At 71.0% G+C, this 18,158-nt stretch carries 11 protein-coding genes and 2 pseudogenes; 5 read left to right on the forward strand and 8 right to left on the reverse strand.

Annotated elements, in window-relative coordinates; translation table 11 throughout:
• Positions 1 to 78: 78 nt before the first annotated feature.
• Together ybaL and WQ53_RS11670 are read right to left on the reverse strand one after the other, a co-directional pair.
• The gene (ybaL, locus tag WQ53_RS11665) at positions 79 to 1,785 is read right to left on the reverse strand and encodes a YbaL family putative K(+) efflux transporter (protein ID WP_052632578.1); all 1,707 of its coding nucleotides are present in this window, start codon (positions 1,783 to 1,785) and stop codon (positions 79 to 81) included.
• A gap of 566 nt (positions 1,786 to 2,351) precedes the next feature.
• On the reverse strand, positions 2,352 to 4,754 hold the full coding sequence (locus tag WQ53_RS11670; protein ID WP_052632580.1) for a TonB-dependent receptor plug domain-containing protein: 2,403 nt from the start codon (positions 4,752 to 4,754) through the stop codon (positions 2,352 to 2,354).
• Positions 4,755 to 4,966: 212 nt separating this feature from the next.
• Between WQ53_RS11670 and WQ53_RS11675 the strand changes: the two genes are divergently transcribed.
• The 3 genes from WQ53_RS11675 to WQ53_RS11685 all read left to right on the forward strand — a co-directional run bounded on the left by WQ53_RS11675 (position 4,967) and on the right by WQ53_RS11685 (position 8,144).
• Positions 4,967 to 6,844, forward strand: coding sequence for an ABC-F family ATP-binding cassette domain-containing protein (locus WQ53_RS11675; RefSeq protein WP_052632582.1), 1,878 nt, complete (start codon positions 4,967 to 4,969; stop codon positions 6,842 to 6,844).
• Between the two features lie 240 nt (positions 6,845 to 7,084).
• Positions 7,085 to 7,435, forward strand: coding sequence for an FmdB family zinc ribbon protein (locus WQ53_RS11680; protein WP_052632584.1), 351 nt, complete (start codon positions 7,085 to 7,087; stop codon positions 7,433 to 7,435).
• Positions 7,436 to 7,499: 64 nt separating this feature from the next.
• Positions 7,500 to 8,144 carry a hypothetical protein gene (locus tag WQ53_RS11685; RefSeq protein WP_052632586.1) on the forward strand — a complete coding sequence of 215 codons (645 nt, stop codon included), beginning with the start codon at positions 7,500 to 7,502 and terminating at the stop codon, positions 8,142 to 8,144.
• A gap of 848 nt (positions 8,145 to 8,992) precedes the next feature.
• Here WQ53_RS11685 and WQ53_RS11690 read toward each other — a convergent pair.
• Positions 8,993 to 9,610 (reverse strand): annotated as a pseudogene (locus WQ53_RS11690) (DUF3011 domain-containing protein); the annotation flags it as partial.
• Positions 9,611 to 10,119: 509 nt separating this feature from the next.
• A complete protein-coding gene (locus tag WQ53_RS11695; protein ID WP_052632589.1) occupies positions 10,120 to 12,216 on the reverse strand; it encodes a phosphoglycerol transferase I in 2,097 nt (698 codons plus the stop codon).
• Between the two features lie 266 nt (positions 12,217 to 12,482).
• Here WQ53_RS11695 and aspS point away from each other — a divergent pair, with 266 nt between their 5' ends.
• Positions 12,483 to 14,252, forward strand: coding sequence for an aspartate--tRNA ligase (gene aspS, locus WQ53_RS11700; RefSeq protein WP_052632592.1), 1,770 nt, complete (start codon positions 12,483 to 12,485; stop codon positions 14,250 to 14,252).
• Between the two features lie 68 nt (positions 14,253 to 14,320).
• Positions 14,321 to 14,845 carry a GNAT family N-acetyltransferase gene (locus WQ53_RS11705; protein ID WP_052632594.1) on the forward strand — a complete coding sequence of 175 codons (525 nt, stop codon included), beginning with the start codon at positions 14,321 to 14,323 and terminating at the stop codon, positions 14,843 to 14,845.
• Positions 14,846 to 15,008: 163 nt separating this feature from the next.
• On the opposite strand, the gene WQ53_RS11710 is transcribed toward WQ53_RS11705, so the two are convergent.
• The 4 genes and pseudogenes from WQ53_RS11710 to WQ53_RS11720 all read right to left on the reverse strand — a co-directional run bounded on the left by WQ53_RS11710 (position 15,009) and on the right by WQ53_RS11720 (position 18,156).
• The gene (locus tag WQ53_RS11710) at positions 15,009 to 15,815 is read right to left on the reverse strand and encodes an alpha/beta fold hydrolase (protein WP_052632596.1); all 807 of its coding nucleotides are present in this window, start codon (positions 15,813 to 15,815) and stop codon (positions 15,009 to 15,011) included.
• Between the two features lie 179 nt (positions 15,816 to 15,994).
• Positions 15,995 to 16,900: a hypothetical protein gene (locus WQ53_RS16860; protein WP_236685855.1), complete on the reverse strand. Its 906-nt coding sequence runs from the start codon at positions 16,898 to 16,900 to the stop codon at positions 15,995 to 15,997.
• Between the two features lie 91 nt (positions 16,901 to 16,991).
• A pseudogene (locus WQ53_RS17440) lies at positions 16,992 to 17,270 on the reverse strand (hypothetical protein); the annotation flags it as partial.
• Complete coding sequence (locus tag WQ53_RS11720; protein WP_052632600.1) at positions 17,206 to 18,156, reverse strand: alpha/beta fold hydrolase; 951 nt, start codon at positions 18,154 to 18,156, stop codon at positions 17,206 to 17,208. The gene WQ53_RS11720 and the pseudogene WQ53_RS17440, both read right to left, overlap by 65 nt.
• Positions 18,157 to 18,158: the final 2 nt, after the last annotated feature.

Here is an 18,158-nt window from a genome sequence, read left to right on the forward strand (position 1 = left end):
CAGTCGGCGACAGGGGCATCGGAACCACGAGGGCGTCGCCTGTGCCGACGGCGTCGTGCAGCCGGCTGAACCCGGCTCCTACACCGGCGGCACCGCCAACTCGCGCCCCGCATAGCGGAACGCCGGAGTCGCCATCACCATCTCGGCCAGCGAGTAGGCCAGTTCGCGCTCGGCCATCACCGCGCCGTCGGCGCCGTGGGCGAGCAGGTGGCGCACCTCGGCGTCGCTGTGCGCGCGGGCCAGCACCGGCAGCGCCGGGTTGAGCACGCGCAGCTTGGCGATCGCCTCGCCGGCCTCCAGCGGCTGCGGGATCGCCAGGATCGCGATGCTGGCCGTCTCCGGGTGCGCCTCGGCCAGCACCCGGTCGGCCGCGGCGTTGCCGCGGATGCCGGGGAAGCCGGCGGCGTGCGCGCGCTCGATGTGGTCCTTGTCGTTGTCGATCACCAGCACGTTGACCCCGCGCTCGCGCAGCACCCCGGCCAGCTCGCTGCCGACCCGGCCGTAGCCGATGACGATGGCGTGGTTGTCCGGCACCAGCACCGGGCCCGGCGGCGGTTCCGGCGGCGCCGGCGCCGCCGCCTGCGCCTGCTGGCGCGCCTGGCGGCGGTCGAGCCAGGCGAACAGCAGCGGGTTGGCGATGATCGACAGCAGCGCGCCGGCCAGGATCAGGTCGCGCCCGGCCGGCGGCAGGATCTGCAGCGCCACGCCCAGCCCGGCCAGGATGAAGGAGAACTCGCCGATCTGCGCCAGGCTCACCGAGATGGTCAGCGCGGTGTCGGTCGGGTGGCGGAACGCGCGCACGATCCAGTAGGCCGCCACCGACTTGCCGACCAGGATGATCGCCAGGGTGGCCAGCACCTGCCAGGGCTGCTGGATCAGGATGCGCGGGTCGAACAGCATGCCGACCGAGACGAAGAACAGCACCGCGAACGCGTCGCGCAGCGGCAGCGAGTCGTTGGCGGCCTTGTGGCTGAGCTCGGACTCGTTGAGCAGCATGCCGGCGAAGAACGCGCCCAGCGCGAACGACACGCCGAACAGCATCGCCGAGCCGAACGCCACGCCCAGCGCGATCGCCAGCACCGACAGGGTGAACAGCTCGCGCGAGCCGGTCCCGGCGACCTTCTCCAGGGTCCACGGGATCACCCGGCGGCCGACCACCAGCATCACCGCCACGAACAGGCTGACCTTGAGCAGGGTCCAGCCCAGTTCGGCCAGGATCGCGCCGACGCCGGTATCGGCCGGGCGCGCGCCGCCTTCGGCCAGCATCCCGCCCAGCGCCGGCAGCAGCACCAGCGCCAGCACCATCACCAGGTCCTCGACGATCAGCCAGCCCACCGCGATGCGGCCGCGCTGGGTGTCGATCAGGCGCCGTTCCTCCATCGCCCGCAGCAGCACCACGGTACTGGCCACCGACAGCGCCAGGCCGAACACGAAGCCGTGCAGCGCCGGCCAGCCCATCGCCCAGGCCAGGCTCATGCCCAGCAGCGTGGCCACCGCGATCTGCACCACCGCGCCGGGGATGGCGATCCACTTCACCTCCAGCAGGTCGTCCAGCGAGAAGTGCAGGCCGACGCCGAACATCAGCAGCATCACGCCGATCTCGGACAGCTGGTTGGCGATCTCCTGGTCGGCGACGAAGCCGGGGGTGAACGGGCCGACCGCCACGCCGGCCAGCAGGTAGCCCACCAGCGGCGACAGGCGCAGCTTGTTGGCGATCGCGCCCAGCACGAAGGCCAGGCCGAAGCCAACCGCGACGATGTCGATCAGGCTGGTGTCGTGGGGCATCGGGGCGGCGGTGGCGGGGGAACCGCCAGTTTCACCGACACGGTGCGTTTTCGGCAAACGGGCCGCGGCGGTGCGATGCGCCATCCGCGCGCGCGATGGCGCGGGGTCCCGTGGCAGCCTCGCTCCGTCTCTCCTGCAGGAGCCCAGCTTGCTGGCGACACGGGCGTCGGGAATACGGGGCGTCGCCTGGGCCGACGGCGCCGGGTCGCCGGCTGAACCCGGCTCCTACAACAGCCGCAGCGCGGCCGCTCTCCTGTAGGAGCTGACTTCAGTCGGCGACACGGGCGTCTGGACCACGAGGGCGTCGCCTGGGCCAGCGGCGTCGGGTCGCCGGCTGAACCCGGCTCCTACAACAGCCACGGCGCGGCCGCTCTCCTGTAGGAGCTGACTTCAGTCGGCGACAGGGGCGTCGGGACCACGAGGGCGTCGCCTGGGCCGACGGCGTCGGGTCGCCGGCTGAACCCGGCTCCTACAACAGCCGCAGCGCGGCCGCTCTCCTGTAGGAGCTGACTTCAGTCGGCGACACGGGCGTCGGGACCACGAGGGTGTCGCCTGTGCCGCCGCCGTCACCAGCGGTAGTCGGCCCGCAGGTAGACGTAGGCGCCGTTGAAGCCGAACGGGTTCTGGGTCGGGAACGGCAACTGGCCGGCGTTGGAGTTGGCGAAGATCAGCTCGTCCGGGTACTCGTTGAGCACGTTGTCGCCGCCCAGGGTGAACTCCCAGCTGCCGGTCCTGAAGCTCGCCGACAGGTCGAGCAGCCACTTCGGATCGAAGGTCTGGTCGAGCGCGGGGTTGGCGTTGCGGATCGTGAACTCGCCGTAGCGCGAGGTGGTCGCGCTCAGGCGCCAGGCGTCGTTCTCCCAAGCGCCGCTGAGCAGGAACTTGTCGCGCGGGTAGCCGACCTCGAAGCGGCCCAGCTCGACCCGCCCGAAGCGCAGCGCGGTCGGGTCGATCGCCTCCAGTGCCGGCGGGTTCGGCGCGACCCGGTCGATCTCGGTCTTGTTGTAGTTGTAGCCCAGGGTGAAGTCGAGCTTGCTGGCGGCCAGCTGCCAGGTATAGGTGCCGACCAGGTCCACGCCGCGGGTGGTGGTGTCCAGCGCGTTGGTGAAGTAGCGGCCGCCGGCCACGTCCGGGAAGCCGTTGTTGTTGAGCCAGGTCCGCACCGCGGTGCTGGTCAGGTTCTCCGACAGGGTGATCCGGTCCTTGACCTTGATGTGGTAGCCGTCGATGGTCACGTACAGGTTCTCGACCGGGGTCAGCACCAGGCCCAGCGAGAAGTTCTCGGAGGTCTCGGCCTTCAGCGGCTCGGCGCCCAGGGCGATGCCGGCCGGGTTGGTCACCCGGAAGGTGACCAGGTCGAACGGGATGCCGCCGATGAAGTTGGTCGAGGTGGTCTGGTAGTACTGCTGCTGCAGCGAGGGCGCGTGGAAGCCGGTGGAAGCGGTGGCGCGCAGCGCGACCGCGTCGCTGAAGGCGTAGCGCGCGCTGAGCTTGCCGGTGGTCTCGCTGCCGAAGTCGCTGTAGTCCTCGTAGCGCGCGGCCACGCCCAGGCTCAGCCGCTCGGTGACGTCACCCTCCAGGCCGACGTAGTAGGAGAGCGAATGGCGGTCGAAGCTGCCGCTGTCGGACGGGCGGAAGCCGGGGAACACCTGCGCGCCGGAGGGGGCCGGGGCGCCGTCGGGCAGCAGCACGCCGCCGTTGATCCAGGAGCCGGGCTCGCCGGGGCTGATGGTGTACTCCTCGCCACGCCATTCCGCGCCGTAGGACAGGGTGACCGGGTAGGCCAGGCCCCAGTCCAGCGCCTTGTTGAAGTCCAGGTTGAGCACGTGCTGGACCAGCTCGAGCTGGCCGGCGTAGAACGCGGTGGGCGAGGTCGGGCCGAGGCTGCGGTTGAGCGTGTTGCGGATGTCGAAGGCCAGCTCGCTGGAGCCGTAGGTGTAGCTGAAGTCGACGTCGGTCTCGCCGGCGGTGGTGGCGTGGAAACCGGCGGTGACGCTGATGTCGTCGGCGGTGTTGAAGATCTGCGGCAGGAAGCCGTCCGGATAGATCGCCGGGATGTTGCGGCTGTCGCCGCCCGGGCGGAAGAAGCCGTTGGAGAGCGTCTCGCGCTTGGTGTACACGCCGAAGGAATAGAAGCTCAGGTAGTCCTCGACCGGGTATTCGGCGTTGTAGGCCAGCGAGTGGTTGTCGATCTCCGGGTCGCCCAGGCGCTGCACCACCCGGCCCAGCGGCGGGCTGGTCGCACTGGGCGTGCCGATGTAGGGGCGGGCGCGGTCGCTCTGGTCCTGGTGGCCGGTCTGCGCTGCCAGGTGCAGGCTGCCTTCGGCGCCGAGCCTGAGCCCGACATCGCCCTGCAGCTGGTACTGGGCGCCGTCGCCGGCGCTGAACTGGCCGTAGTTGGCGCTGAGCCGGCCGCCGCTGTCGGCGCCCTTGAGCACGATGTTGACCACGCCGGCGATGGCGTCGGAGCCGTACTGTGCCGAGGCGCCATCGCGCAGCACTTCCACCCGCTCGATCGCCGCGACCGGGATCGAGTTCAGGTCCACCGGCGAGGAGCTGCGGCCCTGGCTGCCGTTGACGTTGACCAGGGCGCCGGGGTGGTAGCGCTTGCCGTTGACCAGCACCAGGGTGTGGTCCGGGGCCAGGCCGCGCAGCTGCGCCGGGCGCGCCGCGTCGGTGCCGTCGTTGATCGCCGGGCGCGGGAAGTTCAGCGAGGGGATCGCCCGCGCCAGCGCCGTCGCCAGCTCGGTGGTGCCGGTGGCCTGCAGCGCCTCGCCGGTGATGATGTCGATCGGCGAGGCCGATTCGGCCACGGTCCGGTCGGTGACCCGGGTGCCGGTGACGATCACCGTATCGAGCACCGTGGCGGTCGGGGTGGGCGGGACGGTCTGCGCCTGGGCGGGCGCGGCCAGGGTGGCGGTCAGTGCGGCGGAAACGGCGACGGCGAGCAGGTGGGGCTTGGCGATCATGGAGCGACTCCTGGGTGGACGGGGGTCGGCATCGGGCCGGGCATAGGTGGGTGTTGCGTCGCAGCAACCCCGGGGATACCCCGGGGACGGTCATTTGTCAAATTTCCGTTAGGAATCGTGCGACGGGCAGTGTCAAGTATTCGTTAACAGTAGAATGGCGTCGCAGCATGCATCGGCATCTGCTGATAACCGCTCCTTCTGTGTCCTTCCCCATGATTTCCCTGCGTAATTTCGCCCTGCGCCGCGGCGAGCGGCTGCTGCTGTCCAATGTCGACCTGGCCCTGCACGCCGGCTACCGGGTGGGCGTGGTCGGCCGCAACGGCACCGGCAAGTCCAGCCTGTTCGCCGCCATCCGCGGTGAACTGGAGGCTGACAAGGGCGATGTCGACCTGCCCGGCAGGGTGCGGATCGCCTCGGTCGCGCAGGAAACCCCCTCGTTGCCGGACCCGGCCCTGGACTTCGTGCTCGGCGGCGACGAGGCGATCGCCACGGTGCTGCGCGAGGAAGCGGCGGCCAACGCGCGCGAGGACTGGGAGGCGGTGGCCGCGGCCCACCAGCAGCTGGCCGAGCTCAACGGCTACGACGCCGAGGCCCGCGCCGGGCGCCTGCTGCACGGCCTGGGCTTCCCGGCCGAGACCCACTCGCGGCCGGTGTCGTCGTTCTCCGGCGGCTGGCGCGTGCGCCTGAACCTGGCCCGCGCGCTGATGATGCCCTCGGACCTGCTGCTGCTGGACGAGCCGACCAACCACCTGGACCTGGACGCGGTCTACTGGCTGGAGCAGTGGCTGCTCAAGTACCCCGGCACGCTGCTGCTGATCTCGCACGACCGCGAGTTCCTGGACAACGTCGCCACCCACACCCTGCACCTGCATGGCGGCAACGCGAAGCTGTATGTGGGCGGCTACACCGACTTCGAGCGCCAGCGCGCCGAGCAGCTGCGCCAGCAGCAGATCGCGCACGAGAAGGAGCAGGCCGAGCGCGCCCACCTGCAGAGCTTCATCGACCGCTTCAAGGCCAAGGCGTCCAAGGCCAAGCAGGCGCAGTCGCGGATGAAGCGGCTGGCCAAGCTGTCGGGCACCGAGGCGGTGCGCGCCGAGCGCGAGTTCCGGATCGAGTTCGCGCCGCCGCAGCGGCTGCCGCATTCGCTGATCCGGCTCAACCACGTCGAGGCCGGCTACGGCCAGGACGCGGTGATCCTGCATGAGGTCGGTTTCGGCCTGGAGGCCGGCGACCGCATCGGCCTGCTCGGTCCCAACGGCGCCGGCAAGACCACCCTGGTGCGGACCCTGGTCGGCGATCTGCCGGTGCTGGCCGGCGAGCGCAGTGCGCACCCGGACCTGCGCATCGGCTACTTCGCCCAGCACACGGTCGAATCGCTGCACGAGGGCCAGTCGCCGATCGACCATTTCCGCGAACTGTCGCCGGATTCGCCCACCCAGGCGTTCCGCGACTTCCTCGGCAAGTGGAACTTCCCGGGCGACCGCGCCTTCGAGATCGTCGACGGCTTCTCCGGCGGCGAGCGCGCGCGCCTGGCACTGGCGCTGATCGCCTGGCAGCAGCCCAACGTGCTGCTGCTGGACGAGCCGACCAACCACCTGGACCTGGAGATGCGCGAGGCGCTGGCCGAGGCGCTGGCCGACTTCGACGGCGCGATCGTGATGGTCAGCCACGACCGCCACCTGATCGGCCTGGTCTGCGACAGCTTCTGGCGCGTGGCCGATGGCGCGGTCGAGCCGTTCGACGGCGACCTGGACCAGTACGCGGCCTGGCTGCGCAGCCGTCCGGCCGCGCAGGGGACGAAGCAGCGCATGGCCGAGGCGGCGCCGACGCCGGTGGCCGCGGCGGTGGCTGAGCCCGCGAAGCCGGCCACAGCGAGAAAGCCCGTCAACCCGATGAAACTGGTCGCGGCCGAGAAGCGGGTGGCCGAGCTGGAAGCCGAGGTCGCCGAACTGGACCGCCGGTTGGCCGACTCCGGGCACGTGGCCGATCCCGGTCGCCTGGCCACGCTAGGCCGCGAGCGCGAGGCCGCCGCGCAGCGCCTGGAACAGGCCGAACAGGCCTGGCTGGGGCTGCTGGAGGAGGCGGACTGAACCGTCCGCGCCTTGCCCGCCAACCAAGGCGCCCGCACGCCGCCTGGGCTTGAATCGGCGGGCGATGCCCTAAAATTCGCGACGAAGCCCTCGGGCTTCTCGTGTTTTTCGCTCCCTCCCTTTCGCCGCAGGCGCAGGGGAGGGTGGGGAGGAGTGCTCCTGCGGTTGCTCCTGCCCTGCCTTTGCCTTCATCCGCGGCCGCCGTCGCGGCCCTCCGATTGCCAACGACCCCACCCTGCCATGCCGATCTACGCCTTCCAGTGCGCCGACTGCGGCCACAGTTTCGACCGCCTGCAGAAGCTCTCCGATGCCGACCCCGAGACCTGCCCGTCGTGCGGGGCGGCCGGCGGCGTCCGCCGCCAGCTGACCGCGCCGTCGTTCCGCCTGGCCGGCAGCGGCTGGTACGAGACCGACTTCAAGAAGGACGGCGACCGCAAGCGCAACCTGGCCGACGGCGGCGAGGGCGCGGCCAAGGCTGCTCCGGACGCGGGCGCGACTCCGGCCGCTGCCCCGGCCGCCGCCCCGGCCAAGAGCGAAGCCAAGTCCGAAACCAGTACGCCGGCAGCCAAGCCGGCCACGCCCGCGGCCTGAAACCGCAGGTCGCGCCGACCGCGGGCGCTTGCCGTCCGCCGCGTGCGGCGGGTACGGTGCAGGCATGACTATCCATGCCCTGCGCCTGATCCCCCTCCTGTTCCTGGCCGCCTGCACGCCCGCCGGCGACCCGGTCCCCGTCACCACCGACCCCGATCCCGCCGCCGCACCGGCGCCGGCCGATGCCTTCCTGGCCGCCATCGCCGGCCACTGCGGGCAGGCCTACGCCGGGCGCATCCTCGCCAACCGTCCCGCCTCCACCACCCCGGACCCGTTCGAGGGCAAGGCGCTGGTCATGCACGTGCGCGGCTGCGATACGCCGGCGGACGAGATCCGCATCCCGTTCCACGTCGGCGACGACCATTCGCGCACCTGGGTGCTGACCCGCACCGCTACCGGCCTGCGCCTGAAGCACGACCACCGCCACGAGGACGGCAGTCCCGATGCGGTGACGATGTATGGCGGCGACACGGCCGCCGCCGGCACCGCGCAGCGCCAGGAATTCCCGGTGGATGCCGAGTCGGTGGCGACGTTCGAGCGCGAGGGGCTGAATGCCTCGGTGGTCAACACCTGGGCGATGGAGATCGAGCCGGGCCAGCGCTTCCTGTACGAACTGGCGCGCCCGGACGGGCGGCTGTTCCAGGTCGAGTTCGACCTGGCCACGCCGGTACCGCTGCCGCCGGCGCCGTGGGGCGCGGAAGGCGGCTGAGCCGCCTCGCGCTCTGTAGGAGCCGGGCTTGCCCGCGACTCGACGCCGTCGGCCCAGGCGACGCCCCCGTGATCCCGACGCCCGTGTCGCCGACTGAAGTCAGCTCCTACAAGGAGAGCAGGGGCGCCGGGGAGCGCAAGGGTCGCGCGGTTGCTCCTGTGTAGGAGCCGGGTTCAGCCGGCGACGCGGCGCCGTCGGCCCAGGCGACGCCCTCGTGATTCCGACGCCCGTGTCGCCGACTGAAGTCAGCTCCTACAAGGAGAGCAGGGGCGCCGGGGAGCGCCAGGGTTGCGCGGTTGCTCCTGTGTAGGAGCCGGGTTCAGCCGGCGACGCGGCGCTGTCGGCCCAGGCGACGCCCCCTTGATTCCGACGCCCGTGTCGCCGACTGAAGTCAGCTCCTACAAGGAGAGCAGGGGCGCCGGGGAGCGCGAGGGTTGCGCGGTTGCTCCTGTGTAGGAGCCGGGTTCAGCCGGCGACGCGACGCTGTTGGCCCAGGCGACACCCTCATGATTTCGACGCTCGTGTCGCCGACTGAAGTCAGCTCCTACAAGGAGAGCAGAGGCGCCAGGGAGCGCCAGGGTCGCGCGGTTGCTCCTGTGTAGGAGCCGGGTTCAGCCGGCGACGCGACGTCGTCGGCCCAGGCGACGCCCTCGTGATTCCGACGCTCGTGTCGCCGACTGAAGTCAGCTCCTACAAGGAGGGCAGGGGCGCCGGGGAGCGCCAGGGTCGCGCGGTTGCTCCTGTGTAGGAGCCGGGTTCAGCCGGCGACGCGGCGCCGTCGGCCCAGGCGACACCCTCATGATTCTGACGCCCGTGTCGCCGACTGAAGTCAGCTCCTACAAGGGGCGTCAGCGCGCGCCGAAGCGGGCGCGGCAGCCGCCGTTGACCCAGATCGTGTTGCCACCGTCCCAGCCCCAGTTGCGGCCTTCCTGGCAGCGGGTGCCGGAGAGGTTCTCGACCACCACCGGGCGGCCCTGGCGGCGGTCCCAGGCGCAGTTGCGGTGGCGGTTGTTCTCGCTGCTGCAGGTCACCGTATAGCCCGGGTTCGATCCGCCCCAGCCGCCGCCGCGACCCTCGGCGAACTCGCCGCGGCAGCCGTTGCGCACCCAGATCGAGCTGCCGCGCTGGCCCCAGCTCTGGCCTTCGACACAGCGGCTGCTGGACAGCTGCCGGACCAGCACGATGCGACCGCGGAAATTCGTGCCGCAGGTCCGCTCGCGGTTGTTCTGGCTCTCGCAGCGCACGGTCTGGCCGCTGCCGCCCTGCCAGCCGCCGCGACCCTCCGCGAAGCGCCCGCGGCAGCCCTGGTCCACCCACATCGCCCCGCCACCGCCGCCGAAGTTGACGCCCTCCACGCAGCGGGTGCCTGAGATGTTCTCCACCAGCACCGGGCGGCCATTGAACGGGGTGCGGCATTCGCGCCGGCGGCGGTCGTTGCTGGAGCAGATCAGGGTCTGGCCGCTCCAGTTCGAGCCGGTCCAGCCGCCGCCCCCGGGCCGCAGGCCGCCGCCGCTGCGCAGCGAGGTCGCGATGTCCTGCCTGATCCGGCTGAAGCCCCAGCCGGAGTCGATCTGGGCCAGGTAGAACTCCAGCTGGTCATCCGGGATCGGGCGGCCGCGGGACTGGTCGGCGTACTCGCGCTCGATCACCCGGACCCGGTCCGGCAGCGACAGCTGGCGCAGGTTCTCCGGCGCGTACGCGGCGGCGGACTGGGCGGCGGCGGGGATGGGCAGGGCGGCGGCCACGAACGCCAGGCCCAGGGCCAGGCACGCGGCGGACAGGGAACGGATCATGACCATCTCCTTGGCAGGCGCCACGCGGATCGTAGTGGTTGGGCGAATTTATCCACGGGCGGGCTTAATGCCGACCCACCGCCGCCGCACACCGCTTCCCGCGTTCGCCGCCGCCGGCGCCAGCCCTCCGCGTCCGCCGGGTGCCGATGCCCCGTGCGTGGCGTTCGCCGGTGCGGCCGGCCTCAGGAGGGGATGTCTTCCGGCGCGGGCACCAGCGCGATCCGCTCCACTTCCATCACCTCGGTGTAGTCCAGCCAGGCGCGGATCACCAGCTGATCCACCGGCGAATCCAGCCACAGCGGCAGGCGGATCTGCCCGCCCGGTCCGACCTGGACCCATTCGCGGGCGCGGACCACCTTGCCGTCGTCGGAGACTGCGTCCACCCAGAACGACTGGCCGGGCAGGCCGCGGGTGCGCAGCCGCACCTGGTACTGGCCCGGGGCGATCGGCCGCGTCTGCCGGCTGAGGGTCAGCGCGCGGCGCGGCCGCGGCCGCGCGTCGGCGCTGGCTTCCAGCGGCGCGTCGACCTGGATGCCCTGCTGCAGCTGCCAGTCCGGGTACAGCTTGACGCCGTTGCTGCGGTCCACCACCAGCGCGCACCACTCGCCGTTGGACGGATCGTCGATGAACGCGGTGCAGCGGTCGACGTAGGCCAGGATGTTGTCCGGGTCGCGGTTGGCGAACTGGCGCGGCGCGTCCTCCAGCACGATCGAGGTGATGTTCCAGCCGCTGTCGTACTCGAGCATCACCGGCGGCCGGATCCGCTGCACACCGGCCACGACCCGGTCGTCGTCGATGCGCAGGGTGCGGGTCTCGGTGCCGGTCCACAGTTGCCGGGCGAAGCCCAGGTACAGTGGAAAGCGCGTGCCGTCCCCGGCCAGTGCGGCGCTGGCCGAGGGCCGCGGCGGCGGCGCCAGCAGCGAGCGGCCGAAGCCGAGCTCGCCCAGGTCGGGGTCGAGCAGCTGCAGCAGGGTCGCGCCCGAATCCAGGGTGGTGCCGGCGCTGGCCACCTGCTGCGGCGGCAGGCCGCTGCCGAGGTACAGCAGCAGGTTCTCGCGCGGCAGGCGGGCCAGCACGTGGTTGAGGTCGTTGGGCATGGCCAGGTGGTCGGAGGCGACCACGATCAGCGTGTCGTCGGCATGCGGGCTGGCGCGGATCCGCTCTACCAGGCGCGAGATCAGCCGGTCGCTGCAGGCCAGCGCGCGCAGCAGGCCGATGTCGCCGTACTCGCTGTCGTAGCGGATGCCGCGGCAGGCCACCGGCAGGTGCCCGGCCGGGTGGTGGGTGTCCATCGTCAGCGCAGTCAGCATGAACGGCCGCCCGGCGGCGGACAGTTGCATGAAGTCGTCGAACACGTCGTCGAGCAGCACGTCGTCGTGCAGGCCCCAGTTGGAGAAATGCTTCCTGGCCACGCCGCGTTCGCGGTAGTAGCGCTGTTCCTTGACCGTGTCGAAGCCGTGGCTGGCGAGGAATTTGCCCTTGGCGGCGAAAGCGGCGTCGGCACCGCCGCTGAAATGCAGCGCGTAGCCCTGCTGCTTGAGGTAGTCGCTCAGGCAGTGCGCGCCGGGCAGGAAGTCGTCCATCCGGCCCATGCTGTTCTCGTCGCCGCGCGCGGTGGTCAGCGGCACGCCGCATAGCGAAGACACCAGCCCGGCGATGGTCCAGCCGCTGCCTTCGGCCGAGGCGACGCCGCGGAAGTCCAGGCCCTCGCCGGCCAGCCGCGCCAGGTTCGGCATCAGGCCGGGGAAGGCCCGCGGGTCCAGGTAGGTGCGCTCCAGGCTCTCGCCGTAGATCCAGACGATGTTCCTGCGCTGCCGCAGCGGCTTGTCCGGCACCGTGTATTCGGACGCGACCTGGTCGCTGTCGACCGGGCGCGATTGCTGGTACAGGCGCAGCGCGTCGCCGGTCAGCGGACTGCTCAGCACCGCGGCGGCGAATGCGGCCATGAAGCCGGCGAACGCCACGCCGCCGCGCCGGTGTTCGCGGCACCGGCGCACCAGCAGCAACGGCGACAGCGAGAGCAGGGCGAGGACGAGGAACCCCAGGATCGGCCGGGCGAAGTCGCCGATCCCGGCGCCGTCCATGCCGCTGCGCAGGTGGTAGACGGTGGCGGCGTTGAAGCCGTCGCCGCTGAGCTGGTCGATCAGCCACCAGGCGCTCAGCGCCAGCAGCAGCGCGCTCAGCAGCGCGGCCTTGGCCCATGCCCAGCGCCGGGAGGCCAGCAGCAGCGCCAGCAGCAGGAGCAGGCTGGGCGGGAGCAGCAGCGCGGGCAGGCTCATGCCGTGCCGCTTCCGCGCGCGTGGTCGAGTCCCGCCGTGCGGGTGCCTTCCTGCCGCCGATCCGCCATCAAGAGCCGCCTCCGCCGTCGTGGGTCCGGGCGCAAACCTGCCTTTTCCTTCCTGAACGGGATGTTCGCGCGACCGCCGCGAGGGGCGCGGCGGGAGGGTCGCAGGGTGCCGTCGCCGCGCCGCAGCGCGGTGGCAGCGGGTTAAAATTCGCGGCTGTCCGCCCGGGCCCCGGGCGGTGCGATCCTTGCGGAGTTTCCATGCGTACCCACTACTGCGGCCTGGTCGACGAGACCCTGATCGGCCAGACCATCACCCTCGCCGGCTGGACCGACGTGGCCCGCAATCTCGGCGGCGTCTGCTTCGTCGACCTGCGCGACCACGAGGGCATCGTCCAGGTCACGGTCGAGCCCGGCTCTCCGGGAAGCACGAATGCCGAGGTGTTCGCGGTGGCCGCATCGCTGGGTTACGAGGACGTGCTGCAGGTCGAGGGCGTGGTCCGCGCGCGCCAGGCGGTCAACGAGAAGATCCCGACCGGCAAGGTCGAGGTGATCGCCACCCGCATCACCGTGCTCAGCAAGGCCGCGCCGCTGCCGTTCCACGCGCACGAGAACCCGGGCGAGGAAACCCGCCTGAGGTACCGGTATCTCGACTTGCGCCGCCCGGAGATGCAGCGCATGCAGCGCACCCGGATCCGGCTGGTGCAGGCGTTGCGCCGGCACCTGGACGCGGACGGCTTCCAGGACATCGAGACCCCGATCCTGACCAAGGCCACGCCCGAGGGCGCGCGCGACTTCCTGGTCCCGGCGCGCATGCACGCCGGCGAGTTCTACGCGCTGCCGCAGAGCCCGCAGCTGTTCAAGCAGATCCTGATGGTGGCCGGCTTCGACCGCTACTACCAGATCGCGCGCTGCTTCCGCGACGAGGCCCTGCGCGCCGACCGCCAGCTGGAGTTCACCCAGCTGGACATGGAGTTCGCGTTCGTGCGCGAGCGCGACGTGCAGGACTACGTGGAGGCGATGGTCCGCGCGGTGTTCAGGGAAGTGGTGGACGTGGATCTGGACGCGCAGTTCCCGCGCATGACCTGGGCCGAGGCGATGCGCCGCTACGGCTCGGACAAGCCGGACCTGCGCATCGGCCTGGAACTGGTCGACGTGGCCGACCTGGTCAAGGACAGCGGCTTCGCCGTGTTCTCCGCCGCCGCCGGCGACCCGGACGGCCGCGTGGCCGCGCTGCGCATCCCCGGTGGTGCATCGCTGTCGCGCAAGCAGATCGACGAGTACGCCGCGCACGCGGCCAAGTACGGCGCCAAGGGCCTGGCCTACATCAAGATCGACGAGGCCGGCGCGGTCAGTTCGCCGATTGCCAAGTTCTTCGACGAGGCCGCGTTCGCCGCGCTCATCGCCCACGTGGGCGCCGGCAACGGCGACATCGTGTTCTTCGGCGCCGGCGGCTACAACAAGGTCTCCGACTTCATGGGCGCGCTGCGGCTGAAGGCCGGCAAGGACTTCGGCCTGGTGCAGGACGGCTGGAAGCCGCTCTGGGTCACCGACTTCCCGATGTTCGAGTGGGACGAGGAGGCGCAGCGCTACGTGGCCCTGCACCATCCGTTCACCGCGCCGGCGGTGGACGACATCGCCGACCTGCGCGCCAATGCGCGCACCGCGGTGTCGCGCGGCTACGACATGGTGCTCAACGGGAATGAAATCGGTGGCGGCTCGATCCGCATCCACCGCCCGGAGATGCAGAGCGCGGTGTTCGAGCTGCTCGGCATCGGCGAGGAGGAAGCGCGGGCCAAGTTCGGCTTCCTGCTCGACGCGCTGAACTACGGCGCGCCGCCGCACGGCGGCATCGCCTTCGGCATCGACCGCATCGCCGCGCTGATGGCCGGCACCGAGTCGATCCGCGACGTGATTCCGTTCCCGAAGACCACCACCGCCCAGTGCCTGATGACCGGCGCGCCCTCGCCGATCCCGGACGGGCAACTGGCCGAGGTGCATGTCCAGGTGAGGGCGGAAAGCAAGAGCTGAAGCCGCCGCGGCCATCGGTTCTCGTCCCCGGTCACCGGAGCCGATCCGTGCACGGCACCTTCTCCCCCATGACCCTCGCCATCCGCCGCGCTACCGCAGATGACGCCGCCACACTTTCGCAGCTGGCCGCGCGCACCTTCACCGAGACCTTTGGCCACCTGTATCCGGCGGAGGACCTGGCGCTCTTCCTGCGCGATGCCTATGCGGTAGAGAAGCAGGCGGTGATCCTGTCGCACCCGGGCTATGCGGTGTGGCTGCTGGAGGACGATGGCCTGGTCGTGGGTCACGCCGCGGCCGGGCCGTGCGGCTTGCCGCACGCCGACGTGCGGCCGGGCGATGGCGAACTGAAGCGCCTGTACGTGCTGGCCTCGCATCAGAACGGCGGTTGGGGCGGGCGCCTGTTCGACGCGGCCGAACGCTGGCTGCTGCGCGACGGCCCGCGCACGCTGTGGGTCGGGGTGTGGTCGGAGAACCTCGGGGCGCAGCGGTTCTATGCGCGGCACGGGTTCGGAAAGGTCGGCACCTACGAATTTCCGGTCGGCCGGGTGCGCGATCTGGAATTCATCCTGCGCCGCCAGGCGGCAGCGGCCTGAGATCTTCAGCCGGTGGTGCCAACCTCGCCGGTGACAGTGTCCTGCCCCCAATGACCCGGAGCAGGGGATGCCGGGACATCGCATCGCCTGGTCCCAAGCCCAATGGATGGACGCGGCGGACCTTCCGGCCCGCCGCGTCCGCGTCGCGACATGCTGTCGCCGCTTATCGCGTGGTCGCCTGCGCGGCCTGGTCGATCAGTGCGGCCACTTCCTGCGGCTGCGAGGTCATCACCACGTGCGAGGCGCCCGGGATCACCACCGTGCCGCGCGAGCCGGCGCGGTCGGCCATGTACTGCAGCGCCTCGGCCGGGATGTTCCTGTCGGCGTCGCCGTAGACGAACCACGACGGGATGTCCTTCCAGCGCGGCTGGCCGCTGGCTTCGGTCAGCGCGGCCTTGGCGACCGGGCGCTGGGTCGAAGCCATCACCGCCGCCTCGGCCTCGGGGACGTCGCTTGCGAACTGTTGCCAGAACGCGTCCTGGCGGATGTACAGGTCTTCGCCGCCCCCGGCGCGCTGCACCGGCTCGGCCAGGGTGCCGGGCAGGGTGCTGCCCGGGAAGCGGCCGGTCAGGTCCAGCACCGTTTCGCCCTGCTCGGGGGCGAAGGCCGCCACGTAGACCAGCGCCTTGATCTTCGGATTGGCCTGGACGTTGGAGATCACCGCGCCGCCGTAGGAGTGGCCGACCAGCACCACCGGACCGGGCGCGCGTTCGACCAGGCCATCGACCACCTCGGCATCGCCGGCCACGCTGCGCAGGGGATTGGCCGCGGCGACCACGGTGTAGCCGCGGGCGGCCAGGCGCGGCACGACGCCGTTCCAGCTGGCGGATTCGGCGAAGGCGCCGTGGACCAGGATGACGGTGGTGTTCCGGCCGGCGGCCTCGGCCGCCGGGGCGTCGGCAGCGAAGGCGCCGGTGGCAGTGGCGGTGGCAACGGCAGAGGCCAGGGCGAGGGACTTGAACGACTTCATGGCGGATCTCCTTCCGGTCTGGGGGTAGCTGGCCGGTCGGCCAGTGGTGACCACGATACGGTCCCGCTCAGGACGAAATGGATCGAATAATCCTGAAAACATGACCTTTCGTCCTGCGTCGCGTTTGGGTCCCGCCCTGGCGCCCGCCTGGCGCCGTACCCCGCCATCGCCCGGCGGGATCACCCCTCCTTCTGCGGTCCGGTCCCGGCGAATTCGGCTTCCGGCGCGAGACAGGCGATGAACCCGGCACCCAGGGCGGCGATGGACGCATTGACCCGCTGCGGATCCTGCTCCGTTCGCCCGGACACCGGGGCGATGCCCAGCCGCCCCATCTGCGCATCGTCGAAGTAGAGGAAATGGCGTGGCGCCTGGGAGGGTCCACCGCATCGCGGTTCATCGAGTGCGGCCGCATCGAGTTCGTCGAACCCGTGCACGATGCGCGGATCGACCTCGACCCGCCGATAGAGCGCATCCTGGTGCGCCTGCAACGCATCCAGCGACCGACGGATCGCCTGGCGGTTGGCTTCGGGATCCGGCACGGTCCCACCCTGCGGTCCGCTCAGGTAGGCCTCCAGCGTGGCCCGCGCCCGCGCCCGGTTGCCGTCGGAAAAGCCGCCATGGAAGAGCACCAGCGACGCATCCTGGACATGGCGATCGCGCACGCCGGCATAGAAGTAATTGGCGCACGCCGATGCGCAGACCCCGACCACGTGCACGCTGGCGTCCCGTGCCTGCAGCTTCTCGGCCAGGCCCAACGCAATCTCCGAATCCCCGCCCCGCGAACGCACGACCAGCACTGGCGGCGCTGCCGTCCCGGTCGCATCGATCCAGCCATGGAGGACATCCAGCGAACCGGTCGCGACCACTCCATCGAAGCAGGCCACCTCCGGGGAAAGTATCCGGGTCTGCGGATCGTCTTCCTGGCTGGTCCAGGCCCGGCCTTCGATCCACCCACGGCAAGCCTCGACGGGATCGGAAGGTCGTCCGGGAGCGGCATCCACCTGTACGGGCGAGGCCGCCAGGAGCAGCAGGAAGAGGGCAGAAGATATGGGCATGGATTCGTCCATGAAGGGGCTGCGCAGCATGCCATCGCCGCCGTGCCCCGGTCATTCGTGCAACCATCGCCCGCGGATGGGACGCACTGCGGGCTTGCTGCTCGACAAGCCCATGTGCGATGCCGCGCATGGACAGGAGCAGAGAGGTGGATAACCCGACGAAACTTCCGACGATGACGAGGACCGGAGTGTGTGCATGACGCGGACTCCGGATCCACAGTGCTGCACAGGCGCCGCCGCTCATCGGGGCCGGCCACAAGGAAACAGGAGAACGGCCGCGTTGCAGCGGCCGTTCTCCGTTCCCGGCACAGCCTGCGGCCGTGCCCGTGTCCGCTTCACTCCTGCAGGAAGTCCAGCAGGTCCTGGTTGAGCCGGTCCTTGTGGGTGTCGGCCAAGCCATGGGGCGCACCGGGGTAGACGATCAGTTTCGCGTCCTTCACCAGCGCGGCCGAGGCGCGTGCCGAGGCGTCGATCGGCACGATCTGGTCGTCGTCGCCGTGGACGACCAGGGTCGGCACGTCGAACCTGGCCAGGTCCTGGCGGAAGTCGGTGGCCGAGAACGCGGCGATGGAGTCGTAGGTGTTCTTGTGCCCGGCCTGCATGCCCTGCACCCAGAAGGACTGGATCAGGCCCTGCGAGGGCTGGGCACCGGGCCGGTTGAAGCCGAAGAACGGTCCCGAGGCGATGTCCAGGTACAGCTGCGAGCGGTTGTCCAGCGAGGCCTTGCGCAGGCCGTCGAACACCTCGAGCGGCAGGCCGCCGGGGTTGTCGGCGGTCTTGAGCATCAACGGCGGCACCGCGGCGACCAGCACGGCCTTCTTCACCCGCGCGGTGCCGTGGCGGCCGATGTAGCGCGCCACTTCGCCGCCGCCGGTGGAGAAGCCCACCAGGGTCACGTCCTTCAGGTCCAGCGCCTGGATCACCGCGGCCAGGTCGTCGGCGTAGTGGTCCATGTCGTTGCCTTCCCAGGGCTGGCTGGAGCGGCCGTGGCCGCGGCGGTCATGGGCGACCACGCGGTAGCCCTTGTCGGCCAGGAACAGCATCTGCGATTCCCAGCTGTCCGAGTTCAGCGGCCAGCCGTGGCTGAAGGTGACGACCGGACCGTCCTTCGGACCCCAGTCCTTGTAGTAGAGCTGCACGCCGTCGGCGGTGGTGACGTAGCTGCCCTGGGCGCTGGCACGGGCGGCCTGGGCGGCGGCGTTGGCCGGAGCGGCCTGGGCGTCGGTGCCGGCCTGGGTGGCGATGGCCAGCAGGCTGGCGGCGAAGGTGCGAGTGATGGCGTTCATGG

It is taken from the genome of Pseudoxanthomonas suwonensis (assembly GCF_000972865.1).
Classification (GTDB): domain Bacteria; phylum Pseudomonadota; class Gammaproteobacteria; order Xanthomonadales; family Xanthomonadaceae; genus Pseudoxanthomonas; species Pseudoxanthomonas suwonensis_B.